The sequence below is a fragment of the Enterobacter sp. SST3 genome (assembly GCF_000286655.1).
GTDB classification, from domain to species: Bacteria; Pseudomonadota; Gammaproteobacteria; order Enterobacterales; family Enterobacteriaceae; genus Enterobacter; species Enterobacter roggenkampii.
Map to the genome: position 1 here is coordinate 123,178 of NZ_ALNS01000026.1, position 25,846 is coordinate 149,023.

Below are 25,846 nucleotides of genomic sequence, written 5' to 3' on the forward strand. Positions count from 1 at the left end.
TCCCATGCTCAGGCTCACTTCAGCCCGCCTTGCCATATGTCTTCTGCCGTTTGCCCTGGTGGCGTGCGGCGATAATTCCGCGAGTGACGATCCGCGCACTAAGCCACCGCTTGTCAGATCAGCCTCTGTCGAGAGGGCGAACCCTGCCGCCCGCGCCTTCACGGGCGTGGTGGTGGCAAGAACGCAAAGCGACCTGAGCTTCAGGGTTCAGGGAAAAATCCTCGAACGCCTGGTGGATACCGGGCAGACCGTCAGACAGGGACAGCCTTTGCTGCGTCTCGATCCTGTTGACCTGAAATTACAGGCCCAGGCGCAGCAGCGCGCGGTGGATGCTGCCCAGGCGCGGGCGAGAAAAGCCACCAGCGATGAGGCGCGTTATCGCGGTCTGGTGGCGTCCGGCGCGGTGTCCGCCGCGGAGTACGATCAGATTAAAGCGGCGGCCGATACGGCCAGGGCGGATCTCAGCGCCGCCCGGGCGCAGGCCAACGTGGCGCAAAACGCCACGGGCTATGCCGTCCTGCTGGCGGATTCAGACGGCGTGGTGATGGAGACGCTTGCCGAACCCGGTCAGGTGGTCAGCGCCGGACAGGTGGCGATCCGCCTTGCCAGAGCGGGACAGCGCGAAGCGCTCGTGCAGCTTCCGGAGACGCTGCGCCCTGCCGTCGGCAGCGAAGCACGGGCCACGCTTTATGGCCGTGAACAACACCCGGTCACCGCCACGTTGCGCCTGCTGTCTGACTCCGCGGATGCCACAACCCGGACGTATGAAGCACGCTACGTGCTGGCAGGCCAGCTGGCGGACGCGCCGCTGGGGGCGACCGTCACGCTCAGCCTTGAAGACCCGAAAGCGGAAGGTCAGGCCATGCAGGTCCCGCTGGCCTCACTCTACGATGCGGGTAAAGGGCCCGGCGTCTGGCGCATTTCCGCCCAGCCGGCAAAGGTCACATGGACGCCGGTTAGGGTGCTGAGCGTGGGCGAAGATGCGGTCCAGATCGCGGGCGGCGTGAAGCCCGGGGAGAAGATTGTTGCGTTAGGCGCCCATCTTCTGCACGAAGGTGAAGTTGTCAGGCTGGCAGAACAGCGCCATGCCGCTCCGGCGGAGAACGCGCCATGAGCGGAAGTCGCTTCAACCTGTCAGCGCTGGCCGTCCGCGAGCGTTCCGTCACGCTGTTTCTGATCGTTCTGGTGACGATTGCCGGTATTTACGCCTTTTTTGGACTGGGACGCGCGGAAGATCCGCCCTTCACCGTGAAGCAGATGACGGCGATTGCCGTCTGGCCGGGTGCGACCGCGCAGGAGATCCAGGATCAGGTCGCGGAGCCGCTGGAAAAGCGCCTGCAGGAACTCAAATGGTATGATCGTACCGAAACCTATACCCGTCCCGGCATGGCGTATATCACCCTGTCACTGCAGGACAAGACCCCGCCAGCCGAAGTGCAGGAGGAGTTCTATCAGGCGCGTAAAAAGCTTGGGGATGAATCCCAGCGTCTCCCGGCGGGCGTCATCGGCCCGATGATCAATGACGAATTCTCGGATGTCACCTTTGCCCTCTTTGCTCTGAAAGCAAAAGGCGAACCGCAGCGGCAGCTGGTACGCGATGCCGAAGGCCTGCGCCAGCAGCTTCTGCACGTTCCAGGGGTCAAAAAAGTGAACATCATCGGTGAACAGGCCGAGCGGATTTATATCGCCTTCTCCCATGACCGTCTGGCGACGATGGGCCTCTCACCGCAGGATATTTTCAATGCTCTCAACGGCCAGAATGCCCTGGCCGCGGCGGGCGCCATTGAGACCCGGGGCGCGCAGATTTTTATCCGCCTGGACGGCGCGTTCGATGAACTGCAGAAAATCCGCGATACGCCTTTAGTCGCCCAGGGCAAAACGCTCACGCTGTCGGATGTGGCAACGGTTGAACGAGGCTACGAAGATCCCCCGACGATGCTGATACGCAATCAGCATGAACCCGCCCTGCTGCTGGGCGTTGTCATGCGTGAGGGCTGGAACGGCCTGGCGCTGGGTAAAGCGCTGGATGCGGAGACGGCGAAAATCAACGATAGCCTGCCGCTTGGCATGACCCTGACCAAAGTCACCGACCAGTCCGTGAATATCCGATCCTCGGTCGATGAGTTTATGATCAAATTCTTCGTCGCCCTGCTTGTGGTCATGGTGGTCTGTTTTGTCAGCATGGGCTGGCGCGTGGGGGTGGTGGTTGCGGCGGCGGTACCGCTGACGCTGGCGGTCGTTTTCGTGGTGATGGAAGCCGCGGGAATAAACTTTGACCGCGTCACGCTGGGCTCTCTGATCCTCGCCCTCGGCCTGCTGGTTGACGATGCCATCATCGCCATCGAAATGATGGTGGTGAAGATGGAGGAAGGTTACGACAGAATCAAAGCCTCGGTCTACGCCTGGAGCCACACCGCCGCGCCGATGCTGGCCGGTACCCTGGTGACGGCCATTGGCTTTATGCCGAATGGGTTTGCCCAGTCGACCGCCGGGGAATACACCAGCAATATGTTCTGGATTGTCGGCCTCGCCCTGATTGCCTCATGGTTTGTGGCGGTGGTGTTCACACCGTATCTTGGAGTGAAGATCCTGCCGGCGATCCCCAAAGTGGAAGGCGGCCATGCTGCCATCTATAACACGCCTCGCTATAACCGTTTTCGCCAGCTGCTTGGCCGCGTTATCGCCAGAAAATGGCGCGTGGCCGGATCCGTGGTCGCCATTTTCATTCTGGCCGTGCTTGGCATGGGGCTGGTAAAAAAACAGTTCTTCCCGACCTCCGATCGCCCGGAAGTGCTGGTTGAAGTGCAGATGCCCTATGGCACCTCGGTTGCGCAAACCAGCGCCGCTACCGCAAAAATAGAAGCGTGGCTGGGCAAGCAGCCGGAAGCCAAAATCGTCACGGCCTATATTGGTCAGGGCTCGCCCCGTTTCTATCTGGCAATGGCCCCCGAGCTGCCCGATCCCTCTTTTGCGAAAATCGTGATCCTGACGGACAGCGAGACGTCACGCGAGGCGCTCAAGTTCAGGCTCAGGGAGGCCGTCGCCAGCGGCCTTGCGTCCGAAGCCCGCGTGCGGGTGACGCAGCTGGTGTTTGGCCCCTACTCGCCTTTCCCGGTTGCCTGGCGCGTGTCGGGGCCGGACGTCAAACAGGTGCAGGACATCGCCGAACGGGTGAAAGCCGTGCTTCAGGCAAGCCCGATGATGCGAACCGTTAACACCGACTGGGGCTCGCGCGTTCCGGTGCTCCATTTCACTCTCGATCAGAACCGCCTGCAGGCGACCGGCTTAACCTCCAGCGCCGTTGCCGGGCAGCTTCAGTTCCTGCTCTCCGGCGTGCCTGTCACCTCCGTGCGGGAAGATATTCGATCGGTAGACGTCGTTGCACGCGCGGCGGGAGATATCCGCCTTGACCCGGCAAAAATCGAAGGCTTTACCCTGGTCGGCAATGCGGGACAGCGCGTGCCGCTGTCTCAAATTGGCAAGATAGAGGTCGGCATGGAAGACCCGATCCTGCGCCGCCGCGATCGCACCCCCACGATTACCGTACGGGGCGATATCGCCGACAATCTTCAGCCGCCGGACGTGTCGGTCGCCATCATGAAAGAGCTCCAGCCGATCGTTGATTCGCTGCCGGCCGGCTACCGCATTGACATGGCGGGGTCGATTGAGGAGTCGGGCAAAGCCACGCAGGCCATGTTACCGCTGTTCCCGATCATGATTGCCCTGACGCTGCTGATCATCATTTTGCAGGTGCGCTCACTCTCCGCGATGGTCATGGTGTTCTTAACCGCGCCGCTGGGGCTGATTGGCGTCGTGCCGACCCTGCTGATATTTAATCAGCCGTTTGGCATCAACGCGCTGGTCGGCCTGATCGCCCTCTCCGGCATTCTGATGCGCAATACGCTGATCCTGATCGGTCAAATCGATCATAACCAGAAGGACGGCCTCGATCCGTTCCAGGCGGTGGTCGAGGCGACGGTCCAGCGCGCACGCCCGGTTTTATTGACCGCCATGGCGGCCGTGCTGGCGTTCATTCCCCTGACGCATTCGGTGTTCTGGGGCACGCTGGCCTGGACGCTGATCGGCGGAACGCTGGGCGGGACGATCATTACGCTCGTCTTCCTGCCCGCGATGTATGCGATCTGGTTCCGGATCCGCCCGGTTGAACAACGCGTGCAGCCTGCCACGGAAAACGTGTAAACTACCATCAGTAGATAACTGACCCGAGGCAAGCATGGTTGTTAAGCGCTTAAGAAAAGAGGACCGCCGCGTGCAGCTGCTGGAGGTTGCGCGAGGGATCGTACGTCAGCAAGGCACGGAGGCGTTGACCCTTGGCTATCTGGCAGAACGGGCTAACGTGACCAAGCCTATCCCCTACGACCACTTTGGCGATCGTGAAGGGCTATTGATGGCGCTGTACCAGGATTATAGCGATCGGCAGCTGGCAAAATTCCGCGAGACGCTGGCGGTGGACAGCAAAACGCTGGAGAAGACGATCCGCTTTTTCAGCGCGGCCTATATCGACTGTGCGATTGCCGCCGGGCCTGAAACCGGGCCAATCGCCGCGGCGCTGTCCGGTTCTCGCGCGCTGCAGACGTTTCGGGAAGCGTGCGTGGCCGAATGTGCCGACTGCCTGCGCACCGCGCTTTCTCCTTTTATCGTCTTAAAAGGCGTTCAGGGAGAAGCGGTACTGACGGCCATCATTGGCGCGGCGGAGGCGCTCAGCACCGCGGCGGGCAACGGCGTGCTCGCCCGAAATGTGGCAGAAGATATGCTCTGCGGCGCCATGACCGGGGTGCTGGAGACCTACGCGAATAGCACAAAATGATCGCCGGGGGCGGATTGACACCTAAGTTACCAATAGTAATATAGGCGTCACTTCTCCCCCATCTGGAGGTCGCTATGTCTGCAACACATGCCATTAAAAACGCGCTGATCGTGACGGCACACCCGATCGACAATTCGTTATCCCATACGCTGGCAGCTCGTATTGCCGGGAAATTACGCGAGGAAGGTACGCAGGTTGAGATCGCCGATCTGCATGCTGAAGGGTTTAATCCGTCGATGACCCGCGCCGATCTCGATTTGTATCACGGCGATCCGAGCGCCCTCCCCGACGATATTCTGCGCGAGCAGCAGCGCGTCGAGCGCGCGGATATGCTGGTATTCGTCTTCCCGGTGTACTGGTGGTCGGTTCCCGCGCTGTTGAAAGGCTGGTTCGATCGCGTGTTAACCCTGAACTGGGCGTATAAGGTGGCCGACGACGGCCGGATTGTGGGCAACTTACGGGATGTTCCCGTCCGCCTGATTGCCACTGGCGGGAGCGATCTTACCGGGTTCGACAAACACGGCTACTCGACGGCGATTCAGACGCAAATCATCGAAGGGGTATTTGGCTTCTGCGGGTTGAAGAACGTTAAGCTCGATATCCTTTACCAGGCAGACACGGCGACGCCCGAGCAGGTTGACGAATTCCTGAGCAAGATCGGCAACCTAAAATAATATCGGCTATCCAGCCAGCAACGGTGTGCCTCCTTCGCCATAAGGAGGCACGTGTTCTCGATGTTACTAACCGTCAGGGATCCTGCTGGCAAACCGGAACGCTCTTTCTTGTGATTATTCAAAAAATAACGAGGAAAGGCCAATCGTCATCACTACACTCATAATCACCTGAATCAAGATAATAAAAAAAGCGATCCCACCCAATACCGTGATTTTTCGACGCAGAATGAAAGTTATGCCGGAAAGTACAGCACTGAACAGAATGGCTTTGAGTATATAGGAAAGCGGCACCATGGCCGGGTGACCGGTCTGCACTCCAGCAAGCCCAATGAGACCCAGTAGAAAATTACCGCAAATTCCCCATCCCCAGAAAGTCATCGGTAAGCTCATCTGTCCCGCGACTAATCTTTTCAACATACGCACGTCCTTTTTGTGATTTTTTTATCGAAACACAACGGTTTTTATCCAGTCTCTCGCACAGTTGGATTGTGCAATAAGTCGAGCCGACAAATACGCAACTACCAAATATGCTGATATGATTTTGTTCATCTTTACATGCATATTGATGGTATTGAAAAGAACTATCGGCAGCAAATTTTTAAAGTTTAACGGCTCGTCCGGATATGGTTTAAAAGATATATCAGCGAAGGTCATAACATGTTTACGTCAGTTCAGCCAACAGCCCCCCTCACCACCACCGGACCCTTCGGCGGTGCGAGCGTATCTGTAGTGAACGACTGACAAACAGAACCTCAATCCCCGCCGACATGGACGGGGAAATCTCTCTCCGTTCACCACCCTCTGAATGGAGAAAGAAAATGGTTTCATCTGACAATGCTCTCTTGATTATCGACATGCAGCAGGGCCTCTTTCGGGGCCCGGTTTCCCCTCGCTCCGCCGATGCCGTTCTGGCCAATATCCGCTTGTTAATCGCCAACGCCCGAGACGCGCAGGTGCCCGTCTTTTTTGCCCGCCATATTGGGCCGGACGACTCCCCCTTCTCAGAAAAGGGGCCGTTAACACAGCTGATACCTGAACTGGACGTGAAGGAGCAGGACGTTGTTTTCACAAAGCGCTATCCCAGCTCTTTTCGGGATACCAAATTGCTGCGCGAACTTAATCAGAGAGGCATCAAACAGCTGGTCATTGCCGGGATGAAAACAGAGTTTTGCGTCGATACGACCTGCCGGGCCGCACCGGAGCTGGGTTTCAGGACGGTATTAATTTCAGATGCGCATACCACAATGGATAATGACTGTTTATCCGCCAGCGACATTATTGCCCATCACAACAACACGCTGGCAGGCCCGTTTGTGACGCTGTCGACTGCTCGTGACTGGCTTTTTAGTACGGTGAGTTGACTCAGGTGAGCGCTTATCTTTTTACCCGGCTCGCCTTTCCGCGCGCCGGGCACATAAGAGAATAATTACAGGGTAAAACCACCGTCACCCACCTGTGCCTGAGCGTACCATTGCATCAGCTTCTCGGTGCCAGGCTCGTTTTCTGCCGGTGACCATGGGGCGGTATCATGCTCGGGCACGGGCTGATACCCCCCGTGTTTAACCTCAAAAATGACGCCGCCTTTATCCAGCGACAGCACGGCATGCCAGGTTCCGGCATCCATCTCCAGGACTTTACACTCTTCGCCTAACACCACGCGCCGGGTCACGTTGCCGCTGTCGTCAAAATTCAGCACCAGAAAGCGACCGCTCAGCGCCGTCAGCAGTTCAAACGTGTGCGGATGGCGGTGGGGGCGGACATAGGTACCGGGTTCCATTGCAATGGCCAGACGCTGCACCGGGTCGCTCAGGTCAGGGTGTAAATTACGATGAGCGCGTAAGCGAGGAGAATGTGCGGCCTGCTCGCTTTGCTGCTGCAGGTCACTGAAAGTAATCTGTTTCATATACACCTTTAGGTATGTGGGCTGTCTACGGCAACCCGGTTGCCGCAGGACGTTATACCATCCTGAACGGTCGAGGCGCGATGGGATTTGTGAAACAAATCGCTGCCGGGCGAGTGGTCAATCCCCCGACAGGAAGCTCATCAGTAGAACTGACATGAAAACCGCCATTCCCCTTCTGATGACCGGTGAAAGTAACCGATACCGTTATCCGCCCACATCCAGTTTACTTTTTCTTCTGACCCAACCTGAAAAACAAACTCTTCGATTCCCACACCGTGTTGTATCTCAGTCGGAAATCCCCCTACCTTGGTTCCCCTGTAGCGATTGAAATCTTCAAAAAAACTCTCACTGGCCTGCTCATCATCATTTACGCAAGAGAGATCAATAATATCCCAGGCATCTTCCCATCCAGGTGCATCGTCAATGACACTCAGCCATTGAACTGGAAACGGCCGATACGGCGTGTCCAATTCAGGCAATGGCTGAAGCCCTTCAAGGCTGGCATACTCGCGAATTAACCATCCTTCACCGTGCGGTTCGTCAAAGGGATGTTGTTCCACATTGTGAAACAACACCAGAAGGGCTATGCCGTTCAACTGGTCAGGAATAACAGGAAGCTCGTCGATCCTGATCTGAAGAAGTGGAAACATGGGTTTGCCCTTCCAGGTGGGTAATCCTTCATCTGCACGAGAAACGCCCTTCAGAAACCATGACGTAATGGGATCTTCAGGCGGCCGGAACCCACCGACCTGAGCGACCGATGCGGGTCTTAGCCTGGTCCGGAGTTCTTCTAAAACTGACGCACTCTCTAATCTCATGTTTGCTCGCCTCTGTAGACGCTTGTCGGACAGATATTCTGCTGATCATTGTAAGTTAATCATCACATCTGGAGAATCTCATTGAATAATAAAACCTATGTTGAGTAAAACTCACATTGATTCCCACTATTTCTCGTTTTTCAAACCTGATCGCATTGAAATACCATCCCTTCATTCCCGGTCTCTTCCTGACCTGGAACAGAGAGCGAAACTCAAATAATAAATACACCTGCATGCATATGGAGTACGTATGACACTCGATGTTTTATTTCATCTAATGAAAATGATCTCACCTGAAAAAAACATCGCGGGTGAAAATATACATGCGTTAATAACGTTACTTTCGTCAGAAAACGATAGCGGTGAGGTGCTTTCGCCCTTTATTCATCGACTGCATCTTCTGTCTTTCGCCCAAAGCAATCCGGGTAACGCCGAAGAGTTGCTCTCTGCGCATTTACCCAAAGACGACGGGATCCTTCCGCTTCTGGACTTCGCGGACTGGCCCCGGGTGCGTTACGCCGCTTCAGGCGAAGTTCAGACGCCTGAATCTGAGGAGTACTTCCGTGAAATGACATCGGCTACCAATCTGTTACGTTCTGCGCTGATCGAAGCTGAACGCGCAAAGGGAACGCCCGCGCTATATATACTGGATAAATTACTCAACCTGAACAGCGCCCTGCCGGAAAGATATAAAAAGATGGCAAATATTCCCTACGCATAAATACGTTCACTGTGCGGAATATTTCCCTGTTAATATTCCGCTATTAATTAAATCCGCTTTTCATTGAAATCAAGACAGACAATATCCAAAGAGGGCACCACTGGCGCATTAAGGTTAAGCCAGGCCAGCAACCGTTCAATACTCTGTCCTCTGAGCGAATTTTTGGGCCAGACAAGGTAGTAACCGTCCCCTGTTGCTATCGCCTCCCTGAAGGGCAGCGCGAGAAGGCCGCTTTTCAGCGCGTCGAGCGTGAGCCGGAGATCCGCCATCGCTACGCCGTGTCCGTGCATGGCCGCAAGGCTGCCCTGCTCCAGGGTGTCGAACACGATCCCGCCGCCCATGTCGAGGCCGGGGAATAAGCCCGTCCTTTTCAGCCAGCGCTTCCAGTCCCGTCTGTCCGGTGACGGATGAATAAGATCGCATTCTGGAAGCTGATGCCGGGCAGGCTCCAGCAAAGACGGCGTACAAACCGGAATAAGCCATTCGCTGAACAGCAGCCGGCTCTCCGTTGACTCGCCAAAATAGCCGTTCCCGAGGAGGATCGCACAATCGTAGGGCTCGCGGCTGAAGTCAACGGTGTCGAAGTCCATCCAGACGCTGGCGATTTCGATTTTCGGCTTCGCGTGGTTCTCGCGAAAGGATTTAAGCACATTGAGGAGCCATCGCATCGTCAGGGTGCTGGGGGCTTTGAGGCGCAGAAGGTGGTTTTCACTTTTGAATGCGCGACAGGCCCACTCAATATTCGAGAAACTTTCGCTAAGCTGCCCGGCCAGAATGCGCCCGGCGTCGCTGACCTCCACTCTCGGACCCTGCCGCTTAAACAGCTCGCAGTCAAACCACATTTCAAGCGTCCGGACATGCCTGCTGACCGCCCCCGGCGTGATATTCAGGACTTCAGCCGCTTTGCTAAAGGAGTTCAGACGTGCGGCAACTTCGAACGCACGCAGCGCATACAGTGGCGGTAAAGACATATGTTCCCTTTTTGTCAGGTGTAATCATGCAGTTTTTGTATTATCGGCACTCGGTGACGTTTCATCCCATTCCTCAGCCGGAAACGTCAGCAGCAGCACCCTGAGCAGGGACTCAAGCTGCGCGCGTTGCGCCTCAGAGAGGTTTCTCAGCAGCGCATTTTGCGTTTCCGTGTGCACGAGCAGCGCCTGTTCGATACGCTCCTGCCCGTGCGGCGTCAGGCTGACGAGCGAGCTGCGCTTGTCATCGGGATCGGCAATCCGCCTGATAAGGCCTTGCTGTTCGAGATGGTTGAGCCGGTTCGTCATCGCCCCTGAGGTGATCAACAGGGATGTATACAGCTGCGTGGGCGAAAGGCAGTACGGCTCCCCGGCGCGGCGCAGCGTGGCGAGGACGTCAAACTCGCCCTCGCGAAAGCCAAACGGCGCCATGGCCAGCGCGCGTTCTTTTCCCAGGTGCTTCATCAGCCTGAGCATTCGGCCAAAAATTTTCATCGACGAGGCGTCCAGCTCGGGCATGGCGCGGCTCCACTGGCCGACAACGAAGTCTACATGGTCTTTCATCTTCACCCCCGATGGCGTGGGAATTTATCGAGTTGTGCGGTACATCTTACACTAAAACAGATTTTATCTTAACGTTAAGATAAATGCTCGCGGCAATTTGCCCGGGCCGTTCACACCCGAAAAGGATGCCATGTTGAAACGCACGTCACCGTTACTCTTCGCCGTTATCGCTTTTATCGTCGGGCTAAATCTGCGGCCCATTCTGGCCTCGGTTGGCCCCCTGTTCTCCGTGCTGCAGCGCGAAGCAGGGCTGACCGCAACGCAATTCAGCCTGCTGACCACCCTGCCGGTGGCGATGATGGGACTGGCTGCCCTGTGTGGCCCCTGGCTTTTAGCCAGGATCGGTGCCGTCAGGGGAATTATGCTCGGGCTGTTCATCCTGCTGGTAGCCTGTTCATTACGCGGTTTTAGCACCTCGCTGACGGGTTTGATGGGCACCGCGTTACTGGGCGGGGCCAGCATCGGCACGATCCAGGCGTTAATGCCTGCCCTGATAAAAAAGGCGTATACGCAAACGGCCAGCACGATCATGTCGCTATTCAGCACGGGCATTATGGCCGGTGCGGCAGTCGCCGCCGCCAGCGCCGAGCCGCTGTTTTCATGGCTCACGCTGAAGCCCGCGCTGGCTATGGCAGGCGTGCTTGCGCTGCTGGCGCTGATGCTGTGGTTACCCCTGGTTAAGCAGCCTCAAGGGGAACAAACAGCACATGAATCCGTTACGCTCTCTTCCTCCCGGACTGGACTACTTCTGCTCTTTTTCGGCGTGGGGACGGGTGCCTACACGCTGGTCTTAGCCTGGCTGCCCCCGCTCTATATTCAGGCAGGATGGTCCGCACGCAGCAGCGGCTATATGCTGGCCTGGCTGACCTTAACCGAGGTGGCCGCCGGGTTTGCCGTCTCCGCGCTGATCGGTAAATTCCCCGACCGCCGTGTTCCGCTGATAACTGTACTGTTACTGCTGCTCGCGGGGTTACTGTGTCTGGTCTTTGCGCCAGGTACGACGCCGGTCTTATCAACCTTGCTGCTTGGCATCGGTATCGGCGCCCTCTTCCCGCTGTCGCTTATCGTCATGTTCGATCATGCGCGAACGCCCGCGCAGGCCGGGAAGTTACTGTCTAAAGTTCAGGGAGGAGGATATATGATCGCCGCGCTCATGCCGCTAGTTGCCGGGATCGTTCGCGACAGTTCGGTCTCGCTGACCAGCGCATGGCTGGTGATGAGTGCGGGAGTCGTGCTGTTGATCGCTATCGCGTTCACTTTCAAACCCGCCGCGAATGTGCAAGCGCGGTGAATGCGGTACCAGAATTGAGAGTCGTATTTCAGAAGGCTCTACGCTAAATTCCATCATTTCAGGCTATTAAGGAGTGGATATGTCGCAGACGTTACCGGGAATTGATGTCATGTTCGTCGCCGGGTTCGGGCCCATTTCACAGGATACAGCGTCCAGCACCGCGTTTTATATCCAGACACTCGGTCTGCCGCTGAAGCCGATGGAGGGCAATGCCGAGTATCTGCTCACTGAAGAGGGACACTTACCGGGCGTGAAGCATTTTGCCGTCTGGCCGCTGTCACAGGCGGCAACGTCCTGTTTTGGTGAATCGGAGTGGCCCGTGGAGCATCCGATACCGCAGGGATGGATTGAATACGAGGTGCAGGATCTCGATTCCGCTACCCGTGTTCTGAGTGAAAAAGGCTATCGGTTGTTGGTCGCCAACCGCACGGAACCGTGGGGGCAAACCGTTACTCGCCTGCTCAGCCCGGAAGGTTTGCTGACCGGACTAACGATTACGCCGTGGCTGCGTGGATAGAGGATGTTATAAGGTGCTGGCTTATATCACGATAGGGACAAATGACTTTCAGCGCGCCGTGAACTTTTATGACGCTATTTTTAACGTGCTGGGCTATTCACGTCTGCCCGCCTGGACTGATAGCTGGGCAATGTGGGGAAACGAAAATCATCCGGATGACGAATTTAGCTTCTGCATTTGTCCTCCTTTTGACCAGCAACCCGCGACGGCGGGAAACGGGACAATGTTCGCATTCAGAGCCGATAGCGCGGAAATTGTCAGACGCTTCCATGCAGCGGGCCTCCGTGCGGGAGGAAAGGATGAAGGCGTGCCAGGTACACGAACCGCCTACGGCCCCGATTTTTATGTTGCCTATCTGCGCGATCCTGACGGGCATAAACTGGCGTGCGTTTGCCAGCATTATTCTCCTGATGCAGATAAGCTATCAGGCGAAGAAGAGTCACTTCAATAATAAAATTTTGCGGTAAGGACCGGTAGACACCCAGTCCTGCGGAGATCACTTCAGCTCCAGCGTGCTTATTACATGGGCAATATCCGCGATGTCGCCAGCTGACAACGGTTGCAGAGGGCGAGGCAGGCAATCCATGTCGGTAAGCCCAAGCACGCCAGCCGCAGCGGCAATAACGCGAATACTTCCGCCATGTTTCCGGAAGAGCGACCACAACGGCTCAAGGCGGGTTGTCAGGGCTGTAACGCGTTGATGATCGTTTGCCGCCGCAGCTTCGGTGATTTGTTTCGCCATCTCAGGGAACAGACCGCCACACACGGAATACCACACTTCACAACCGGCGTTTAATCCCAGCCCCGCATAAGCGTCGCCACTAATACCGATTGTTACGCCAGGGCGCAAAAGTTGACGTAACGCATTCACCCGTTCAATCGCTGCAGCGGGGCTATCCGGGACGCCAGGGATCTTGACCGAGCGAACCCCCTCAAGTGAGGAGAGACGACCGTGAAGTTCATCCGTAAAGGTAAAATGCGTAGTGCCCGGATTATCGTAGATACACACCGGTACAGACGCGTGCCGGGTAACGGTCTCAAAGAGTGAAAAGACTTCTTCGTCACGGAGTGGCTGGTAGCTGACCGCCGGGAGTAACAGCGCATTCGCACCAGCTGCCTGTGCATCCTCTGCCAGATGCAGAATGGCATCGGTACTGACCGCTCCCACACACACCATAACGGGGATGTTCCCTGCATGCTGTTTAGCCAACGTTGCTACGCGCTTGCGCTGCTCCCGGGTCAGATAGGCGTAGCTTCCGGTTGACCCCAGGATGCCCATAGAATCAACCCGAGCGTCTGTAAGACGGGAAAGAATATGGCTAAAACCCTTTTCATCCACGCCGCGGGCAGTGACTGGGGTTAATGGAAACGCCGACAAACCGGTAAACATAACTCTTTCTCCTGAAGGGTATTACAGCTGTTGTTCTTCGATGAGAGCAACTTCAAACCACAGACCGGGCATCATTTTTTCCAGGCCGTCGGTCAGCATCTTCCCGGCTTCGTGAAGTCTATCCAGCGGCATCTGCGGGAGACTCTCCAGAATGAACCACATTTGCTGAGCTTCCACGCCTAAGCGGGTTCTGATCCCCTGTCGCCAGTTCCAGCGACGGCAGGTCACGCCGATATCATCACACCAGATAACCTCGCCTTGTGAAGGATACTCAACGGTGGCCTCTCCCTCTTTGACGGTATCAAAAGGCTCTGTTCCTTTTGCCACAGTCAGACGCGGCGCCCCCTGATAGGCAGAGTGATTCTCTCCACCAACCGGAACGGCATAGCGGAGACTAACGGCATTATAAAGATCAACGATAGGATCGAGCGCTGGCATCGTTCCGTCACGTAACACGCGCTTGCGTAACGCATCTGCTGAGCAAGGGGTGCGTTTAGGTTTAGCACCAAACTTTTGAAAAACGTCGGCCCATGCCGCCAGATGAGAGTCCGCCCAATCTGGTTCACCGGCCAGAACGGCTTCACAGGCTTCACGCAGCGCCGTTTCCCCAATGTCGGGATTAAGCACTGGCGCAGCTTTTACGCAAATGCTCAGTGCACGAAAACCGGGAGCAATACGATAAATTTCAGGGGTAATTGACGGAGATACTGTTAGCACGTGATAATCCTGTAATGACCAATTTATTCCATGATAATGACCAATGACCAAAAAAGTCAATTTAATGACCGATGCAAACGCTATCGTCAACACTGTGAATGAAGCCGTATCTCAGCGAATTAAACTCTATCGTAAGCATAAGAAGATATCCCTCGATGAACTCTCCCGTCGGGCAGGCGTCAGCAAGGGAGCGCTGGTTGAGATAGAGGGATGCCGGGCGAATCCCAGCATTGCCCTGTTATGCCGCCTGGCTGCCGCAATGGGGGTTTCGGTGGCTGACTTTGTGGATGTCAGTTCAAAACCGACCGTGCATCTCATTGCTGAAGATGAGATCCCAGAATTGTGGGAAGGTGAAAAAGGCGGGAGAGCAAGATTGCTCGCAGGGTCAGGTGGCCCTGATATGACCGAGCTCTGGATGTGGGAAATGCAGCCGGGGGAAAAGTTTGCGTCCCCCGGCCACACGGAAGGTACGCTTGAACTGTTTTATGTGCAGTCGGGCACGCTCACACTCGGCGTTCAGGAACACGTGTATCGGGTAAATACTGGCTGTTCGGCTACCGCCAGAACGGACGTTCCTCATTTCTATGAAAACCAGGGGGAGAACCCGCTGGTATTTATCATGACAGTATATGAAAAAGCATCCTGAGCATTCCCCGGCATAGAGGACAACCCTGTGCCTCATCACAAGTAGCCCAAAAGGAGGAGTTCGGTGAATAATCAGCATCTGCGTTTTACCAAAGACAAATTTATTGTCACAACCGATCCCAGCTTTTTTCAGCTGGAAGCCATTCATGATTACCTCTCGCAATCGTCCTGGGCTCCTGGTATTGATGCTGAAACGGTCAGGATATCAATCCAGAACAGCCTTTGTTTCGCGCTCCTGGATGGAACAAGACAAATCGGCTTCGCCCGTCTGGTCACAGACTATGCCACTTTTGGTTATTTGTGTGACGTCTACGTGCTGAACGATTATCAGAAAAGTGGTCTTGGACGTTGGCTGATTGAATGCTGTCATGCCCATCCATTGTTGTCACGTCTGCGACGGATAATGCTGGTAACCGACAGCGCGCCATGGTTATACCAGAAGCTGGGGTATAACCCATTGAACCGACCAGATTTTGTCTGGCAAATCAATCGACCCGATATTTATCGTAACCCCGGGCAAAAATAAAAGTACTTTGCAGAGAGTAATGATAAATGTGAATCCGCAGGGCCAGTCACTCTGATGCAGAAGAATTTGCTCTTTTAGCCGAACGAACCTTACGACATCCGCTTCTGGCACTGAGCGGATATGCTAACTGAGCTAAAGGTCCGCTGTGAATGAGAAGCAAACATCTTAAGTAGGTTGTTCTTTTATGCTACTACCTCTATGTAGCCATGTTATATGGCTACATTTATGCAGAAGTAAGGATTAGTCTTTTCCCGGCCCATAATTAAATTTTGTCCCTTTGCCAATGGCGTAAAACTGTCCGCCAGCTACGTAATGGACAGTACGTAATTCATCTGGTGCATCATCAAAAATCCAGTGCCCATTTTTGAAAACGCGGTCATCACTCCATGCTCCGACAATTTCACCCATGAACAAGTTGTGCTGCTTTTCATTTTGTTCATTGGGTATGACCTTACATACTAACCAGCCAGCGCAACCTTCCACTAAAGGCAGATCAAACTCTTTCTGATAAAATAATGGGATTTTACTATTTTTATCGGGTGTGTCGGAATAACTGTGACCTCCAGCATATAAAACCATTTCCATCTGATTCACTACTGGGATCTGTACAACGTAATATCCGCTTTTTTCTACAAGCCCGCGAGTAAATGCCTGTGGACCTATAAAAGCCATCACTTTGTTATTGCCTACTAATCCCACCCAGGCCGCTGCCATGACATTTTCAATGCCATCATTTTTAGCCGATATCATCGTCGTTGGCCCGACCTGTAATAAACGATAGGCTTTGTTTAACTCTACTGGTTGAATTGACATAATTTACTCTTTTGAGTTCTGATAAAAAGTAAGACAGGTTACTTATTTGATTGTTCGATTATATGGCTGGAATAGTTGCAAATTAATTGCTATTATCAAAATACATTATTGCAGATTTCACAATAATCATGGACAAACTTGAAGCTCTAAAATTTTTTATCATCGCCTCTGAGACCTTGAACTTCCGCGAAGCAGCCATCAAGCTGTCGGTTTCACCATCAGTAGTAACCCGAACAGTCGCTGAGCTGGAGAAACAACTTGGTGAACCTTTATTCAAACGCAATACGCGTTCGATCTTTCTCACCAGTTTCGGCGAACTATTTTTACCCCAAGCGAAGCGACTGCTTGAAGATTCTGAAAAACTTTTTCAGACAGCGAAAGATGATAATGAAATGAAGGGTATTGTTCGTATCACATTACTTCGATTTCCAAATCATGAACAAATCTTGTATGAACTATTGACAGCACTACGTCCCTATCCTGAGTTATTTATCGACTGGCGTTTAGATATGATGAAACTTGATACTATTGAGCATCGTATCGATATAGGTATACGCGTAGGGCGAGAACCTAATCCAAACTTTATCATTAAAAATATCGGACAAGTTGAACATATTTTGGTTACATCCCCTGAACTTATTGAGCGCCTGGGAGCACCTACTGATTTAGAAGATCTTCGACAGCGTTATCCATTTAGTGGTTTAATTAATCCTGAAACGGGAAAATCATTTGAGTTTATGAGTGACGCAGTAAATACTTTTGTCCCTCGTCATATTGAGTTTTATACTACAGATCCATATGCCGAAATTCAGGCTGCATTGGCCGGGAGAACGGTTGTACAGTCCAGCGACTTTATCTGTAGGGAGTACTTAGCAAGCGGCCAACTTGTTCCCCCATTGCCAGAACTGCGACAGGAGAAATGGCAATTTTATTTATATCGGCCTTACCAGCTGATTACTCCCAAAAGGGTGACGGTCGTTTTCTCGTTATTAGAAAAAATATTACGCAAATATTTCGCATCAAAATAACATTCTCCTCGACGTCCGCATCTGGCACAGAGCGGACATCAGAATATCGTCTATCCCCAACAAACGGATGGCTCTGGCGACAAAAACACTCACCTTCCCAGTGCCGCAACAATTGCCCCCTCCATTTTCTCGGGCGCAGTCATCGGTGCAAAGCGCTTGAGGGGTTTACCGTCTCGCCCGATCAGGAACTTGGTAAAGTTCCACTTGATCCGCCCACCCAGCACGCCGGGCAATTCGTCTTTCAGATAACGAAAAATCGGATGCGCTGCGGCACCGTTGACCTCGACTTTCTCGAACATGGGAAAGCTGACGCCGTAGTTAATGTAACAGGTCTTTGAGATGTCGTCGGCACCGCCGGGTTCCTGCTTACCGAACTGGTTGCAGGGGAAGCCAAGCACCACCAGCCCTTGATCGGCGTATTTTTTGTACAGTGCTTCAAGCCGCGCATACTGTGGCGTAAAGCCGCACTGGCTGGCCGTATTAACAACCAGAACCACCTTACCCGCATAGTCGGCCATAGAGATAAGATGCCCATCCAGACGGGTGGCGCTAAGTTCATGAAAATGGGTCATATTAGTGATTATGATCTCTTAGAAAAACGGTTAGCACATCCTTTGGAGGGGTTACACCCGTTTCTGAAAGCATCCATCCCACAGCGCCGCGATGATAGGTACCGTGAAACAGTACATGGTTGAGCATATCCGCCGCTTTCATTTCGCCATATCCGCCATCGACAAAACGGAATTTGATGATTTCAGAAAGTCCGGGCACGTCCATTGAACCTGCGTGCGTAATATACCAGTCAGTGCATTCAGTCATCTTTTTCAGAAGCTCGTCTGCAGACGGCGTTTCCGGCGTATTCAACGCGGTGTATTGATGCGTTTGACCAGTAATATTTGCCCTGAAAATCATATCCACGACATAAACATGGTTCATAAGTCTGAGCATCAGATGGCGCTTTTCAGCATTTGCGGAAGTATCGACCCTCTGTATTGCTTGTAAGGTTTCCGTATCTGCCCAGCGTTTGAATTTGAATAATGTGACAATCGTGCCTGTGTCCATCGCCCCTCCGGATTAACAAAAAATTATCATATCAACAACTTTGTCTGGCCGGTATCACTTCCACTTCCGGCAACACACAGAGGTGATTCTGCTACCCGAAAAATTCCCTCACGGCAGGCTATTTGTGATACATTCCTGGCGCGTCAATGACCACCACACTCGCTATCAGGTATGCAGAACATAACAAAAAAAATTCACTGGCTTCTGCTTACTCTGCCACTCCTCAGCGGTTGTGGCACGCTCTCGCAAATGTCCTCCCCGGAAGGTACTCAGGAACTTCTCACTCATGATTCGCTGGATGGCGACGTTGACAGCGTGGTGCGTCACTACATGGCGCAAAAATCTGTTCCCGGGATGACGGTCGCGGTGATCCATAATCACGGCTCACCGCAGTTTTACACCTGGGGCGTAACCGATGCGGTCAATCGCTATCCGATCAGGACCGACACCCTGTTTGCGCTCGGCTCGCTCAGCAAAGGGATCACGGCAGAAGTAGTGGCTTGTCTGGTGAATGAAGGGCAACTGAACTGGAGCGATAGCCTGGCGACATTGCTACCGCCGGGTACGCCGCTTAGCGCGGATGCACAAAAAATCACCCTGCTTGAACTGGTAACCCACACCTCCGGCCTGCCGCGTCAGAATATGGATGTTCCGATGCTTGGAAAATTCATCAGCTACTTAAGCACCGGCGATAATTTCTACGGTGAGCTGGATAGCGATAACGTGCTGCTCTACCTCGCCGACTGGCGAGCGCCAAAGAATAAAGTGCCGCAATACTCCAATACCGGCTACGCCCTGATCGGCTATATCCTGAAGCACAAAACCGGCGAAGATATCCAGAGTTTAGCCTCGCGCTATATTTTCCATCCGCTGCAAATGGCTAACAGCAGCTTTACGCCCCGGCAGCTAAAAGGGTACCCCCAGCGTGCGCTTGGCCACGCGGGCGATCAGCCGAAATTTATCCCACGCGGGCAGCTCACACCGGACTGGCATTTTTCCAATAATATGGTGGCGGCAGCGAGCTTATACAGCAACGCTGAAGATCTGGCGGCCTATGCACGCTATCACGTATCGACGACTCACAATCGCTTACTGGACAGCGTCTTTGCCGAAGTCAGGGATACCGACATTCAACGACCTGACGGAGTACAGGGTATTGCCTGGACCACCGACTTTATCGGTCTGGAGAAAATCACCTATCAGGTCGGCTATATCGGCGGCTACTCCAGCTTTATCGGTTATGACAAAGAAAGAGGCAATGCGGTGGTGGTGCTGCAAAATACCTTTAACTGGAGTAATTACATTGGCATCGCGCTTTTGATGGATATGGCGAAAAAAGACGGCCTTACCCCTGGTTCGCCGACTTCGGCCTCAAATTCTCGTCAAACGTCAGCCGTTTCCGGTCAGGCTCAGCCTCGCGCAGCGGCTCAACCTGGTGCATAGTGAGCTTGCAGCGCTCCACCAGTACCTGGTATTCCCGCGTGCCCTGCTGCTTCCAGGCCAGCTCCTGCTCGCTCAGCTCACGGATCGCCTTGGCCGGGCTGCCGATGATCAAATGGTTGGCAGGCATCTCCGCTTTGGCCTTCACGAACGCAGCCGCGCCGACGATGCTGTTTTCACCAATGACCGCCCCGTCCATCACCACCGCATTCATGCCCACCAGCGCATTGCGGCGGATCACGCAGCCGTGAAGAATGGCGCTGTGGCCGATGTGCCCGTCCTCTTCCACCACCGTGTCCTGCTCCGGGAAGCCGTGCATCACGCAGTTATCCTGAATGTTCGCCCCGTCTTTCACCACGATACGGCCAAAATCACCGCGCAGGCTGGCATTGGGACCGACATAAACGCCTTTGCCCAGAATCACGTCGCCAATGAGCACCGCCGTTGGGTGAACATAGCTCTCGTCAGGCACGACCGGCGTCAGGCCGTCAATTTGATAAACAGGCATCTTCCCTCCTTATGCGCTTGTAAGACCACCAAAGCGTTGATAGTAGAGCGTGCCGGGCACGGGCAGTTCGCCGACAGAGGTTTCGCCCTTCTCGCTGACAAACGCCAGCGCCCCCGGCGCGACACGCTGATAGATATTAATGCAGAGCTGTCGGGCGCTTTGTCCCGCCCAGTGCGCAGGCAGTAACTCTTCCGGCAGCAGCGGGTCCTTCAGCACCACGCGACGATAGAAGTGAATCAGCAGCAGCTGGATCTGGAAGCAGCGTTCCGGCGTCAGCTCCTCCGGCGCGGCCTCTTTCAACAGCGGCAGCAGCGGCCGGAACGAGTTGATAAACGACTCGTACATCGCGTTTTGCTCGGTTAACTGCCAGCACTCTTCTACGCGTGAACGCAGCGCGGCGCGTGAGAGCGCCAGCGGCGAGTGGGCTTCAAAGAAAATCACGTTTTCCGCCACGCCGGCATCGTGAAGCAGGGACTGCACGTCCGCCAGATGCTGCGACGGCGAGGCCATCAGGCTCGGCGCCAGCGTGCCAAACCCCTGCCAGATCAGCTGCTTTTTGACGTCGGCCAGGGTGGTTTTATCCAGCCCCTCGGAGAGCAGCAATAACCATTTGCCGTCCCAGGCGGGCAGCTCTGCGCGATAAATCTTATTCTCCGCGCGACGCGTCAGGCGCAGCCCCTTATCGCTCAGGCGGTAAAAGCTGCGTCGCCCGATGCGCGAGACGTCCAGCCAGCCCTCTTTGTTGAGGCGAAACAGCGCGGTACGCACGAACCGTTCGCCAAACCCCATGCCTTCCAGTAAGGCAGCCAGGCTGCCGAGCCAAATCTCACCGCCGCGATGGGAAAGCGCGTCACCGTATAGCGAGGAGATAAGCGAGGTCCCGCTGACGGGAACGGAGCTGACCGCGTGCTGGATAAAGGCGTCGAGTTTATTCATGTGATTCATTCTGTTGTTATTTTAGTCCTGGATGAATCATAGCATAGGATTCTGGGATAGCCCGTCACCCTAACCCCCTCCCTTTGGGAGAGGGCCGGGGTGAGAGGAAACTTAGCCGTTGGCCGCAACTTTACGCAGGTCAAACACCCGGCAGGCTTTCCCCTCCGAGCGCGGGATGCTGCCGCAGTTCACGATCGTCACGTCGGTGGAAATCCCCACCATCGATTTAATGCGGTGGCGCAGCTGGTGGCACACCTGGCAACGCTGCTCGTGCGTCAGCATCAGGCTGCTCTCTTTCAGCTCCACCTTCACGGAAAGTGAATCAAGATGTCCGCGACGGTTCACCTCCAGCTGGTAGTGCGGAGAGAGATGTTCGAACTTCACAATCTCCTCCTCCAGCTGCGACGGGAAGACGTTGACGCCGCGAATGATCAGCATATCGTCACTGCGGCCGCTGATGCGGTCCATACGGCGCATGCTGCGCGCGGTGGCCGGGAGCAGACGCGTCAGGTCGCGGGTGCGGTAGCGGATCACCGGCAGCGCCTCTTTGGTCAGCGTGGTGAACAGCAGTTCGCCCTGCTGGCCGTCATCCAGCGGCGTGCCGTCGTTCGGGTTAACGATCTCCGGGTAGAAATGATCTTCCCAGATGGTCGGGCCGTCGACGGTTTCGATACACTCCATCGCCACGCCCGGCCCCATCACTTCGGAGAGGCCATAGATGTCCAGGGCCGTAATGCCTAAGCGTTTTTCAATTTCACGGCGCATGGCCTGCGTCCACGGCTCGGCGCCGAAGACGCCCACGCGCAGGGAACAGCCGCTGGCATCGCCGCCCATCTGGCGCTCCAGCTCCTCTATCAGGTTGAGACAGTAGGATGGCGTCACCATGATCATGTCCGGCTGGAAATCGCGGATCAGCTGCGCCTGTTTCTCCGTCTGGCCGCCGGACATCGGGATCACCGTCGCGCCTAAGCGCTCGGCCCCGTAGTGCGCCCCCAGCCCGCCGGTAAACAGGCCGTAGCCATACGCCACGTGAATTTTGTCCTTCGCGCTGCCGCCCGCCGCGCGCAGGGAACGCGCCACCAGGTTGGCCCAGTTGTCAATGTCGCCTTGCGTGTAGCCGACAACGGTCGGCTTGCCGGTGGTGCCGGATGACGCGTGAATGCGCACCACCTGCTCCATCGGCACGGCGAAGGTATCGAACGGGTAGTTATCCCGCAGGTCCTGCTTGGTGGTGCACGGGAACTTACGGATATCCGCTAGCTCGTTGAAATCGTCAGGGTGAACGCCCGCGGCATCAAACTTGCGTTTGTACATCGGCACGTTGTTATAGGCGTGATGCAGCGTCCATTTCAGACGCGCGGTCTGCAGCGCCTGTAACTCGTCAAGGGAGGCCGTTTCAATCGGATCAAGCTTTGTTGTATTTGTCATCGCAGGGTACTCACATTGTTTTTATGCTCAAACACGCTCAAGGATCATGGCAATGCCCTGACCCACACCGATGCACATCGTACACAGCGCGTAGCGCCCGCCGCGTCGGTGCAGTTCGTTACTCGCGGCCAGCGCCAGCCTGGCGCCGCTCATGCCCAGCGGGTGGCCCAGCGCAATCGCGCCACCGTTCGGGTTGACGTGCGCGGCATCATCCGGCAGGCCCAGCTGACGCAGCACGCCCAGCGCCTGCGCGGCGAAAGCTTCGTTAAGCTCGATGACGTCCATATCGTGAATCCCGAGTCCGGCGCGCTCCAGCACCCTGCGGGTGGCCGGTACCGGGCCGAGCCCCATCAGACGGGGCTCCACGCCCGCCGTCGCCATCGCCACGATCCGCGTGCGCGGGACTACCCCCTGCGCCAGCGCCATCTTCTCGCTGGCGACGATCAGCGCCGCCGCGCCGTCGTTGACCCCGGAGGCATTGCCCGCCGTGACCACCCCGTTCTTACGGAACGGCGTTTTTAGCCCGGCAAGCTGTTCGAGCGTGGTGTCGGCGCGCGGATGTTCATCCACGCTGAACTCGTTGACCGCCCCTTTTTTGCCCGGCACCGGCACCGGCACGATCTCCTGCGCCAGAATGCCGTTCTGCTGCGCCTGCGCGGTACGCTGCTGGCTGCGCAGGGCAAACGCGTCCTGATCGGCACGGCTGATATTTAACAATTCAGCTACATTCTCTGCCGTTTCCGGCATACTGTCAGTTCCGAATTGCTGATGCATGAGCGGATTCACAAATCGCCAGCCGATGGTGGTATCGAAGATCTCCGCCTGTCGCTGAAACGCCGCGGTGGCTTTGCCCATCACAAACGGCGCGCGGGACATCGACTCCACCCCGCCCGCAATCAGCAGGTCGCCGTCCCCCGCCTTAATGGTGCGCGCGGCAAAACCAATCGCGTCCAGCCCGGATCCGCACAGGCGGTTGATCGTCGTGCCGGAGACCGTCTGCGGCAGACCGGCCAGCAGCAACGACATGCGCGCCACGTTGCGGTTATCTTCCCCCGCCTGGTTGGCGCAGCCGAATATCACGTCGTCAATCCGCTCCAGGTCGAGCTGCGGGTAGCGGGCCAGCAGCGCGCGCAGCGGCACGGCGCCGAGATCGTCAGTTCGAACAGCGGAAAGCGCGCCACCGTAGCGGCCCACCGGGGTTCGAACACCATCACAAATAAATGCGTCACGCATCAGGCCTCTCCTGTCACGCTGCCGCCGATGCGGTGAGATTTTCCGCGAAAAAGGGCGACGGTTTTCTGTTGTTGGTTCTGAATTTCAATGTCATACACGCCGGTCAGTTTGCCCTGATGCTTCACCCGCGCGGTGGCGGTGAGCGTGTCCCCTGCGAAGCCCGGACGCAGAAAGTCAATCGAGCAGCCGGAGGCTACCGCCGCCAGCCCCTGGCTGTTGCAGGCGTAGGCAAAAGCGGTGTCTGCCAGCGAAAACAGCTGTCCGCCGTGGCAGGTTTTATGGCCATTCAGCATCTGCGGGGTGATGGTCATGGTTACCACCGCGTAGCCCTCGTCCATCTCGACAATGTCCATCCCCATCGCCTGCGCGCAGGCGTCCCGTTCGTACATGGTGCGGGCGTTATGCCAGGCGTTATGACTCATAGCTACTCTCCAGAAGCGCGCGCTGGCGCAGCAGGGAACAGGGGCGATAGCGCTCTTCACCATAATGGCGCTGCAGGTTCTCCAGCAGCGTCAGCAGGCGCTGCCAGCCCAGGCGCTCGCCCCAGGCGATCGGCCCGCTCGGGTAGTTCACGCCCAGGCGCATGGCGGTATCAATGTCCTTCTCGCTGGCGACCCCTTTTTGCAGGGCATCCAGCGCCTCGTTGGCAATCATCGCCAGCGTCCGCCAGATCAGCAGGCCGGGATAATCGGCAATTTGCACCACCCGGAACCCCTGCTGCTGCAGGTAGCGAATGGCTTTTTGCGTCGCGGTATGCGGATTGCTGGCCGCGGCGGCAATGACCGCCACGTCGCGCTCAATGCGGTCGACCACCACCACCGGGCCGTTGAGCCGCAGCGCCAGCGCCTGCGCGGTCTCACCCTGCGTTTCAATCAGGTACGCATCATCAATTTCTGTGACACCGTCACGTATTTTTTCCACGCGCATCGGGCTATAGCTGTCGTTCACCGCCTTGACCCACTGCACGTCGGGTTTGTCACCCTGCCAGTCGTAAACGCCCTTCCCGCTCTTTTTGCCCAGCCTTCCCGCCAGCACCAGCTCCTGCTGAACCAGCGAAGGCAGAAAACGACGCTCCTGCCAGAAGGCGTTAAAGACCGAGCAGGTCACCGCAAAGTTCACGTCCTGACCAATCATGTCGGTCAGCTCCAGCGGCCCCATCGGGAAGCCGCCGCCTTCGCGCAGGGCGGCGTCAATTACCTCCGGCGGCGCGACCTGCTCTTCCAGCGCGCGCCAGGCTTCGGAATAGAACGGACGCGCAACGCGGTTGACGATGAACCCCGGCGTGGACTGGCAGCGAACGGGCTGTTTGCCCCAGTTCAGCGCCAGCTCACACAGCGCGTCGGCCACTTCCGGGGAGGTCGCCAGCCCGCTGACCACCTCCACCAGCTTCATCACCGGCGCCGGGTTAAAGAAATGCAGCCCTGCGACCCGCTCCGGGTGGTGGACGTCCGCCGCAATCGCCGTGACGGAGATGGAAGAGGTATTGCTGGTCAGCACCGTCTGCGGCGGGCAGATCTCAGCCAGCTGCGCAAACAGCGCCTTTTTCACCTCCAGCCGCTCTGAGGCCGCTTCAATCACCAGATCGGCCGCGGAGAGCGCCTCGATATCCGTGACGGGAACCAGCCGGGCAAGGATCTGGCTCCCGGCATCGGCAGAGAGTTTTCCGCGCGTTACCCGGGAGGCCAGACGCTGGCGGATCCCGTCGATGGCGCGCGATATCGCATCGCTGGAGATGTCGTAGATCAGCACCTGATGACCATGGCTGGCGGCGACTTCGGCAATCCCTGCGCCCATCGTGCCGCTGCCGATCACGGCGACAGTCCGTATATTCAGCAT

Annotated in this window: 29 protein-coding genes; 13 read left to right on the top strand and 16 right to left on the bottom strand. The window is 56.0% G+C overall.

All coding sequences use genetic code 11. The annotated features are described in order from the left end of the window. Window positions 1-4 precede the first annotated feature (4 nt). From B498_RS06140 to B498_RS06125, 4 genes are all read left to right on the top strand, one after another. Complete coding sequence (locus tag B498_RS06140; RefSeq protein WP_008502345.1) at window positions 5-1,114, top strand: efflux RND transporter periplasmic adaptor subunit; 1,110 nt, start codon at window positions 5-7, stop codon at window positions 1,112-1,114. Continuing rightward, window positions 1,111-4,200 (top strand): efflux RND transporter permease subunit, encoded by a 3,090-nt coding sequence (locus B498_RS06135; protein WP_008502346.1) that lies wholly within the window; start codon window positions 1,111-1,113, stop codon window positions 4,198-4,200. The genes B498_RS06140 and B498_RS06135 overlap by 4 nt, the downstream gene beginning before the upstream one ends. A gap of 34 nt (window positions 4,201-4,234) precedes the next feature. Continuing rightward, window positions 4,235-4,828, top strand: coding sequence for a TetR/AcrR family transcriptional regulator (locus tag B498_RS06130; RefSeq protein WP_008502347.1), 594 nt, complete (start codon window positions 4,235-4,237; stop codon window positions 4,826-4,828). A 74-nt stretch (window positions 4,829-4,902) separates the two neighbouring features. After that, complete coding sequence (locus B498_RS06125) at window positions 4,903-5,502, top strand: NAD(P)H-dependent oxidoreductase (protein WP_008502348.1); 600 nt, start codon at window positions 4,903-4,905, stop codon at window positions 5,500-5,502. 114 nt (window positions 5,503-5,616) lie between these two features. On the opposite strand, the gene B498_RS06120 is transcribed toward B498_RS06125, so the two are convergent. After that, window positions 5,617-5,919, bottom strand: a complete 303-nt coding sequence (locus B498_RS06120; RefSeq protein ID WP_008502349.1) for a hypothetical protein — start codon at window positions 5,917-5,919, stop codon at window positions 5,617-5,619. Between the two features lie 401 nt (window positions 5,920-6,320). Here B498_RS06120 and B498_RS06115 point away from each other — a divergent pair, with 401 nt between their 5' ends. Continuing rightward, on the top strand, window positions 6,321-6,863 hold the full coding sequence (locus tag B498_RS06115; protein WP_008502350.1) for a cysteine hydrolase family protein: 543 nt from the start codon (window positions 6,321-6,323) through the stop codon (window positions 6,861-6,863). Window positions 6,864-6,928: 65 nt separating this feature from the next. On the opposite strand, the gene B498_RS06110 is transcribed toward B498_RS06115, so the two are convergent. Together B498_RS06110 and B498_RS06105 are read right to left on the bottom strand one after the other, a co-directional pair. Beyond that, on the bottom strand, window positions 6,929-7,405 hold the full coding sequence (locus B498_RS06110) for a WbuC family cupin fold metalloprotein (RefSeq protein ID WP_008502351.1): 477 nt from the start codon (window positions 7,403-7,405) through the stop codon (window positions 6,929-6,931). A 140-nt stretch (window positions 7,406-7,545) separates the two neighbouring features. After that, window positions 7,546-8,223, bottom strand: coding sequence for a DUF1963 domain-containing protein (locus B498_RS06105; protein ID WP_008502352.1), 678 nt, complete (start codon window positions 8,221-8,223; stop codon window positions 7,546-7,548). Window positions 8,224-8,473: 250 nt separating this feature from the next. Here B498_RS06105 and B498_RS06100 point away from each other — a divergent pair, with 250 nt between their 5' ends. Then, a complete protein-coding gene (locus B498_RS06100) occupies window positions 8,474-8,944 on the top strand; it encodes a hypothetical protein (RefSeq protein WP_008502353.1) in 471 nt (156 codons plus the stop codon). Window positions 8,945-8,991: 47 nt separating this feature from the next. Here the strand turns inward: B498_RS06100 and B498_RS06095 are convergent, their stop codons facing one another. Next, a complete protein-coding gene (locus B498_RS06095) occupies window positions 8,992-9,915 on the bottom strand; it encodes a LysR substrate-binding domain-containing protein (protein ID WP_008502355.1) in 924 nt (307 codons plus the stop codon). A 24-nt stretch (window positions 9,916-9,939) separates the two neighbouring features. After that, window positions 9,940-10,476, bottom strand: a complete 537-nt coding sequence (locus B498_RS06090; RefSeq protein ID WP_032622999.1) for a MarR family winged helix-turn-helix transcriptional regulator — start codon at window positions 10,474-10,476, stop codon at window positions 9,940-9,942. Window positions 10,477-10,606: 130 nt separating this feature from the next. Between B498_RS06090 and B498_RS06085 the strand changes: the two genes are divergently transcribed. The 3 genes from B498_RS06085 to B498_RS22470 all read left to right on the top strand — a co-directional run bounded on the left by B498_RS06085 (window position 10,607) and on the right by B498_RS22470 (window position 12,735). Continuing rightward, entirely contained in the window at window positions 10,607-11,767 is a 1,161-nt protein-coding gene (locus B498_RS06085; protein ID WP_008502357.1) for an MFS transporter, read from the top strand. A gap of 79 nt (window positions 11,768-11,846) precedes the next feature. Next, the gene (locus B498_RS06080) at window positions 11,847-12,284 is read left to right on the top strand and encodes a VOC family protein (RefSeq protein ID WP_008502358.1); all 438 of its coding nucleotides are present in this window, start codon (window positions 11,847-11,849) and stop codon (window positions 12,282-12,284) included. A gap of 13 nt (window positions 12,285-12,297) precedes the next feature. Further along, window positions 12,298-12,735 carry a VOC family protein gene (locus B498_RS22470; protein WP_021241346.1) on the top strand — a complete coding sequence of 146 codons (438 nt, stop codon included), beginning with the start codon at window positions 12,298-12,300 and terminating at the stop codon, window positions 12,733-12,735. Window positions 12,736-12,780: 45 nt separating this feature from the next. Here the strand turns inward: B498_RS22470 and B498_RS06075 are convergent, their stop codons facing one another. Beyond that, window positions 12,781-13,674, bottom strand: coding sequence for a dihydrodipicolinate synthase family protein (locus tag B498_RS06075; RefSeq protein WP_008502360.1), 894 nt, complete (start codon window positions 13,672-13,674; stop codon window positions 12,781-12,783). A gap of 21 nt (window positions 13,675-13,695) precedes the next feature. Further along, the gene (locus tag B498_RS06070; RefSeq protein WP_008502361.1) at window positions 13,696-14,391 is read right to left on the bottom strand and encodes a B3/4 domain-containing protein; all 696 of its coding nucleotides are present in this window, start codon (window positions 14,389-14,391) and stop codon (window positions 13,696-13,698) included. 43 nt (window positions 14,392-14,434) lie between these two features. Here B498_RS06070 and B498_RS06065 point away from each other — a divergent pair, with 43 nt between their 5' ends. After that, on the top strand, window positions 14,435-15,037 hold the full coding sequence (locus B498_RS06065) for a helix-turn-helix domain-containing protein (RefSeq protein WP_008502362.1): 603 nt from the start codon (window positions 14,435-14,437) through the stop codon (window positions 15,035-15,037). A gap of 63 nt (window positions 15,038-15,100) precedes the next feature. Next, window positions 15,101-15,562 (top strand): GNAT family N-acetyltransferase, encoded by a 462-nt coding sequence (locus B498_RS06060; protein WP_008502363.1) that lies wholly within the window; start codon window positions 15,101-15,103, stop codon window positions 15,560-15,562. 240 nt (window positions 15,563-15,802) lie between these two features. On the opposite strand, the gene B498_RS06055 is transcribed toward B498_RS06060, so the two are convergent. Further along, a complete protein-coding gene (locus tag B498_RS06055; protein ID WP_008502364.1) occupies window positions 15,803-16,375 on the bottom strand; it encodes a flavin reductase family protein in 573 nt (190 codons plus the stop codon). A 128-nt stretch (window positions 16,376-16,503) separates the two neighbouring features. On the opposite strand from B498_RS06055, the gene B498_RS06050 reads away from it, so the two are divergent. After that, window positions 16,504-17,403, top strand: a complete 900-nt coding sequence (locus B498_RS06050; protein WP_008502365.1) for a LysR family transcriptional regulator — start codon at window positions 16,504-16,506, stop codon at window positions 17,401-17,403. A gap of 89 nt (window positions 17,404-17,492) precedes the next feature. Here B498_RS06050 and B498_RS06045 read toward each other — a convergent pair whose 3' ends face one another. Both B498_RS06045 and B498_RS06040 read right to left on the bottom strand, forming a co-directional pair. Then, window positions 17,493-17,975 (bottom strand): glutathione peroxidase, encoded by a 483-nt coding sequence (locus tag B498_RS06045; RefSeq protein ID WP_008502366.1) that lies wholly within the window; start codon window positions 17,973-17,975, stop codon window positions 17,493-17,495. 1 nt (window position 17,976) lies between these two features. Beyond that, a complete protein-coding gene (locus B498_RS06040; protein ID WP_008502367.1) occupies window positions 17,977-18,465 on the bottom strand; it encodes a DinB family protein in 489 nt (162 codons plus the stop codon). A 171-nt stretch (window positions 18,466-18,636) separates the two neighbouring features. On the opposite strand from B498_RS06040, the gene B498_RS06035 reads away from it, so the two are divergent. Next, entirely contained in the window at window positions 18,637-19,908 is a 1,272-nt protein-coding gene (locus B498_RS06035) for a serine hydrolase domain-containing protein (protein WP_008502368.1), read from the top strand. Here the strand turns inward: B498_RS06035 and paaY are convergent. The 6 genes from paaY to paaH form a co-directional block, all read right to left on the bottom strand. Next, window positions 19,811-20,413 (bottom strand): phenylacetic acid degradation protein PaaY, encoded by a 603-nt coding sequence (gene paaY, locus B498_RS06030; RefSeq protein WP_008502369.1) that lies wholly within the window; start codon window positions 20,411-20,413, stop codon window positions 19,811-19,813. The genes B498_RS06035 and paaY overlap by 98 nt on opposite strands. 9 nt (window positions 20,414-20,422) lie before the next feature. After that, on the bottom strand, window positions 20,423-21,358 hold the full coding sequence (gene paaX, locus B498_RS06025; protein WP_021241337.1) for a phenylacetic acid degradation operon negative regulatory protein PaaX: 936 nt from the start codon (window positions 21,356-21,358) through the stop codon (window positions 20,423-20,425). 102 nt (window positions 21,359-21,460) lie between these two features. Further along, window positions 21,461-22,777, bottom strand: coding sequence for a phenylacetate--CoA ligase PaaK (gene paaK, locus B498_RS06020; protein WP_008502371.1), 1,317 nt, complete (start codon window positions 22,775-22,777; stop codon window positions 21,461-21,463). A 27-nt stretch (window positions 22,778-22,804) separates the two neighbouring features. Next, window positions 22,805-24,010, bottom strand: a complete 1,206-nt coding sequence (pcaF, locus tag B498_RS06015; protein ID WP_008502372.1) for a 3-oxoadipyl-CoA thiolase — start codon at window positions 24,008-24,010, stop codon at window positions 22,805-22,807. Further along, window positions 24,010-24,432 (bottom strand): hydroxyphenylacetyl-CoA thioesterase PaaI, encoded by a 423-nt coding sequence (gene paaI, locus B498_RS06010; RefSeq protein ID WP_008502373.1) that lies wholly within the window; start codon window positions 24,430-24,432, stop codon window positions 24,010-24,012. The genes pcaF and paaI overlap by 1 nt, the downstream gene beginning before the upstream one ends. Continuing rightward, window positions 24,422-25,846: a 3-hydroxyacyl-CoA dehydrogenase PaaH gene (gene paaH / locus B498_RS06005; protein WP_008502374.1), complete on the bottom strand. Its 1,425-nt coding sequence runs from the start codon at window positions 25,844-25,846 to the stop codon at window positions 24,422-24,424. The genes paaI and paaH overlap by 11 nt, the downstream gene beginning before the upstream one ends.

Excerpts from the sequence above, each read along its gene's own strand:
- B498_RS06140 (WP_008502345.1), top strand. The coding sequence starts at position 5 with ATGCTCAGGCTCACTTCAGCCCGCCTTGCCATATGTCTTCTGCCGTTT.
- B498_RS06135 (WP_008502346.1), top strand. The coding sequence starts at position 1,111 with ATGAGCGGAAGTCGCTTCAACCTGTCAGCGCTGGCCGTCCGCGAGCGT.
- B498_RS06130 (WP_008502347.1), top strand. The coding sequence starts at position 4,235 with ATGGTTGTTAAGCGCTTAAGAAAAGAGGACCGCCGCGTGCAGCTGCTG.
- B498_RS06125 (WP_008502348.1), top strand. The coding sequence starts at position 4,903 with ATGTCTGCAACACATGCCATTAAAAACGCGCTGATCGTGACGGCACAC.
- B498_RS06120 (WP_008502349.1), bottom strand. The coding sequence starts at position 5,919 with ATGTTGAAAAGATTAGTCGCGGGACAGATGAGCTTACCGATGACTTTC.
- B498_RS06115 (WP_008502350.1), top strand. The coding sequence starts at position 6,321 with ATGGTTTCATCTGACAATGCTCTCTTGATTATCGACATGCAGCAGGGC.
- B498_RS06110 (WP_008502351.1), bottom strand. The coding sequence starts at position 7,405 with ATGAAACAGATTACTTTCAGTGACCTGCAGCAGCAAAGCGAGCAGGCC.
- B498_RS06105 (WP_008502352.1), bottom strand. The coding sequence starts at position 8,223 with ATGAGATTAGAGAGTGCGTCAGTTTTAGAAGAACTCCGGACCAGGCTA.
- B498_RS06100 (WP_008502353.1), top strand. The coding sequence starts at position 8,474 with ATGACACTCGATGTTTTATTTCATCTAATGAAAATGATCTCACCTGAA.
- B498_RS06095 (WP_008502355.1), bottom strand. The coding sequence starts at position 9,915 with ATGTCTTTACCGCCACTGTATGCGCTGCGTGCGTTCGAAGTTGCCGCA.
- B498_RS06090 (WP_032622999.1), bottom strand. The coding sequence starts at position 10,476 with ATGAAAGACCATGTAGACTTCGTTGTCGGCCAGTGGAGCCGCGCCATG.
- B498_RS06085 (WP_008502357.1), top strand. The coding sequence starts at position 10,607 with ATGTTGAAACGCACGTCACCGTTACTCTTCGCCGTTATCGCTTTTATC.
- B498_RS06080 (WP_008502358.1), top strand. The coding sequence starts at position 11,847 with ATGTCGCAGACGTTACCGGGAATTGATGTCATGTTCGTCGCCGGGTTC.
- B498_RS06075 (WP_008502360.1), bottom strand. The coding sequence starts at position 13,674 with ATGTTTACCGGTTTGTCGGCGTTTCCATTAACCCCAGTCACTGCCCGC.
- B498_RS06065 (WP_008502362.1), top strand. The coding sequence starts at position 14,435 with ATGACCAAAAAAGTCAATTTAATGACCGATGCAAACGCTATCGTCAAC.
- B498_RS06055 (WP_008502364.1), bottom strand. The coding sequence starts at position 16,375 with ATGTCAATTCAACCAGTAGAGTTAAACAAAGCCTATCGTTTATTACAG.
- B498_RS06050 (WP_008502365.1), top strand. The coding sequence starts at position 16,504 with ATGGACAAACTTGAAGCTCTAAAATTTTTTATCATCGCCTCTGAGACC.
- B498_RS06045 (WP_008502366.1), bottom strand. The coding sequence starts at position 17,975 with ATGACCCATTTTCATGAACTTAGCGCCACCCGTCTGGATGGGCATCTT.
- B498_RS06040 (WP_008502367.1), bottom strand. The coding sequence starts at position 18,465 with ATGGACACAGGCACGATTGTCACATTATTCAAATTCAAACGCTGGGCA.
- B498_RS06035 (WP_008502368.1), top strand. The coding sequence starts at position 18,637 with ATGCAGAACATAACAAAAAAAATTCACTGGCTTCTGCTTACTCTGCCA.
- paaY (WP_008502369.1), bottom strand. The coding sequence starts at position 20,413 with ATGCCTGTTTATCAAATTGACGGCCTGACGCCGGTCGTGCCTGACGAG.
- paaX (WP_021241337.1), bottom strand. The coding sequence starts at position 21,358 with ATGAATCACATGAATAAACTCGACGCCTTTATCCAGCACGCGGTCAGC.
- paaK (WP_008502371.1), bottom strand. The coding sequence starts at position 22,777 with ATGACAAATACAACAAAGCTTGATCCGATTGAAACGGCCTCCCTTGAC.
- pcaF (WP_008502372.1), bottom strand. The coding sequence starts at position 24,010 with ATGCGTGACGCATTTATTTGTGATGGTGTTCGAACCCCGGTGGGCCGC.
- paaI (WP_008502373.1), bottom strand. The coding sequence starts at position 24,432 with ATGAGTCATAACGCCTGGCATAACGCCCGCACCATGTACGAACGGGAC.
- paaH (WP_008502374.1), bottom strand. The coding sequence starts at position 25,846 with ATGCTGAATATACGGACTGTCGCCGTGATCGGCAGCGGCACGATGGGC.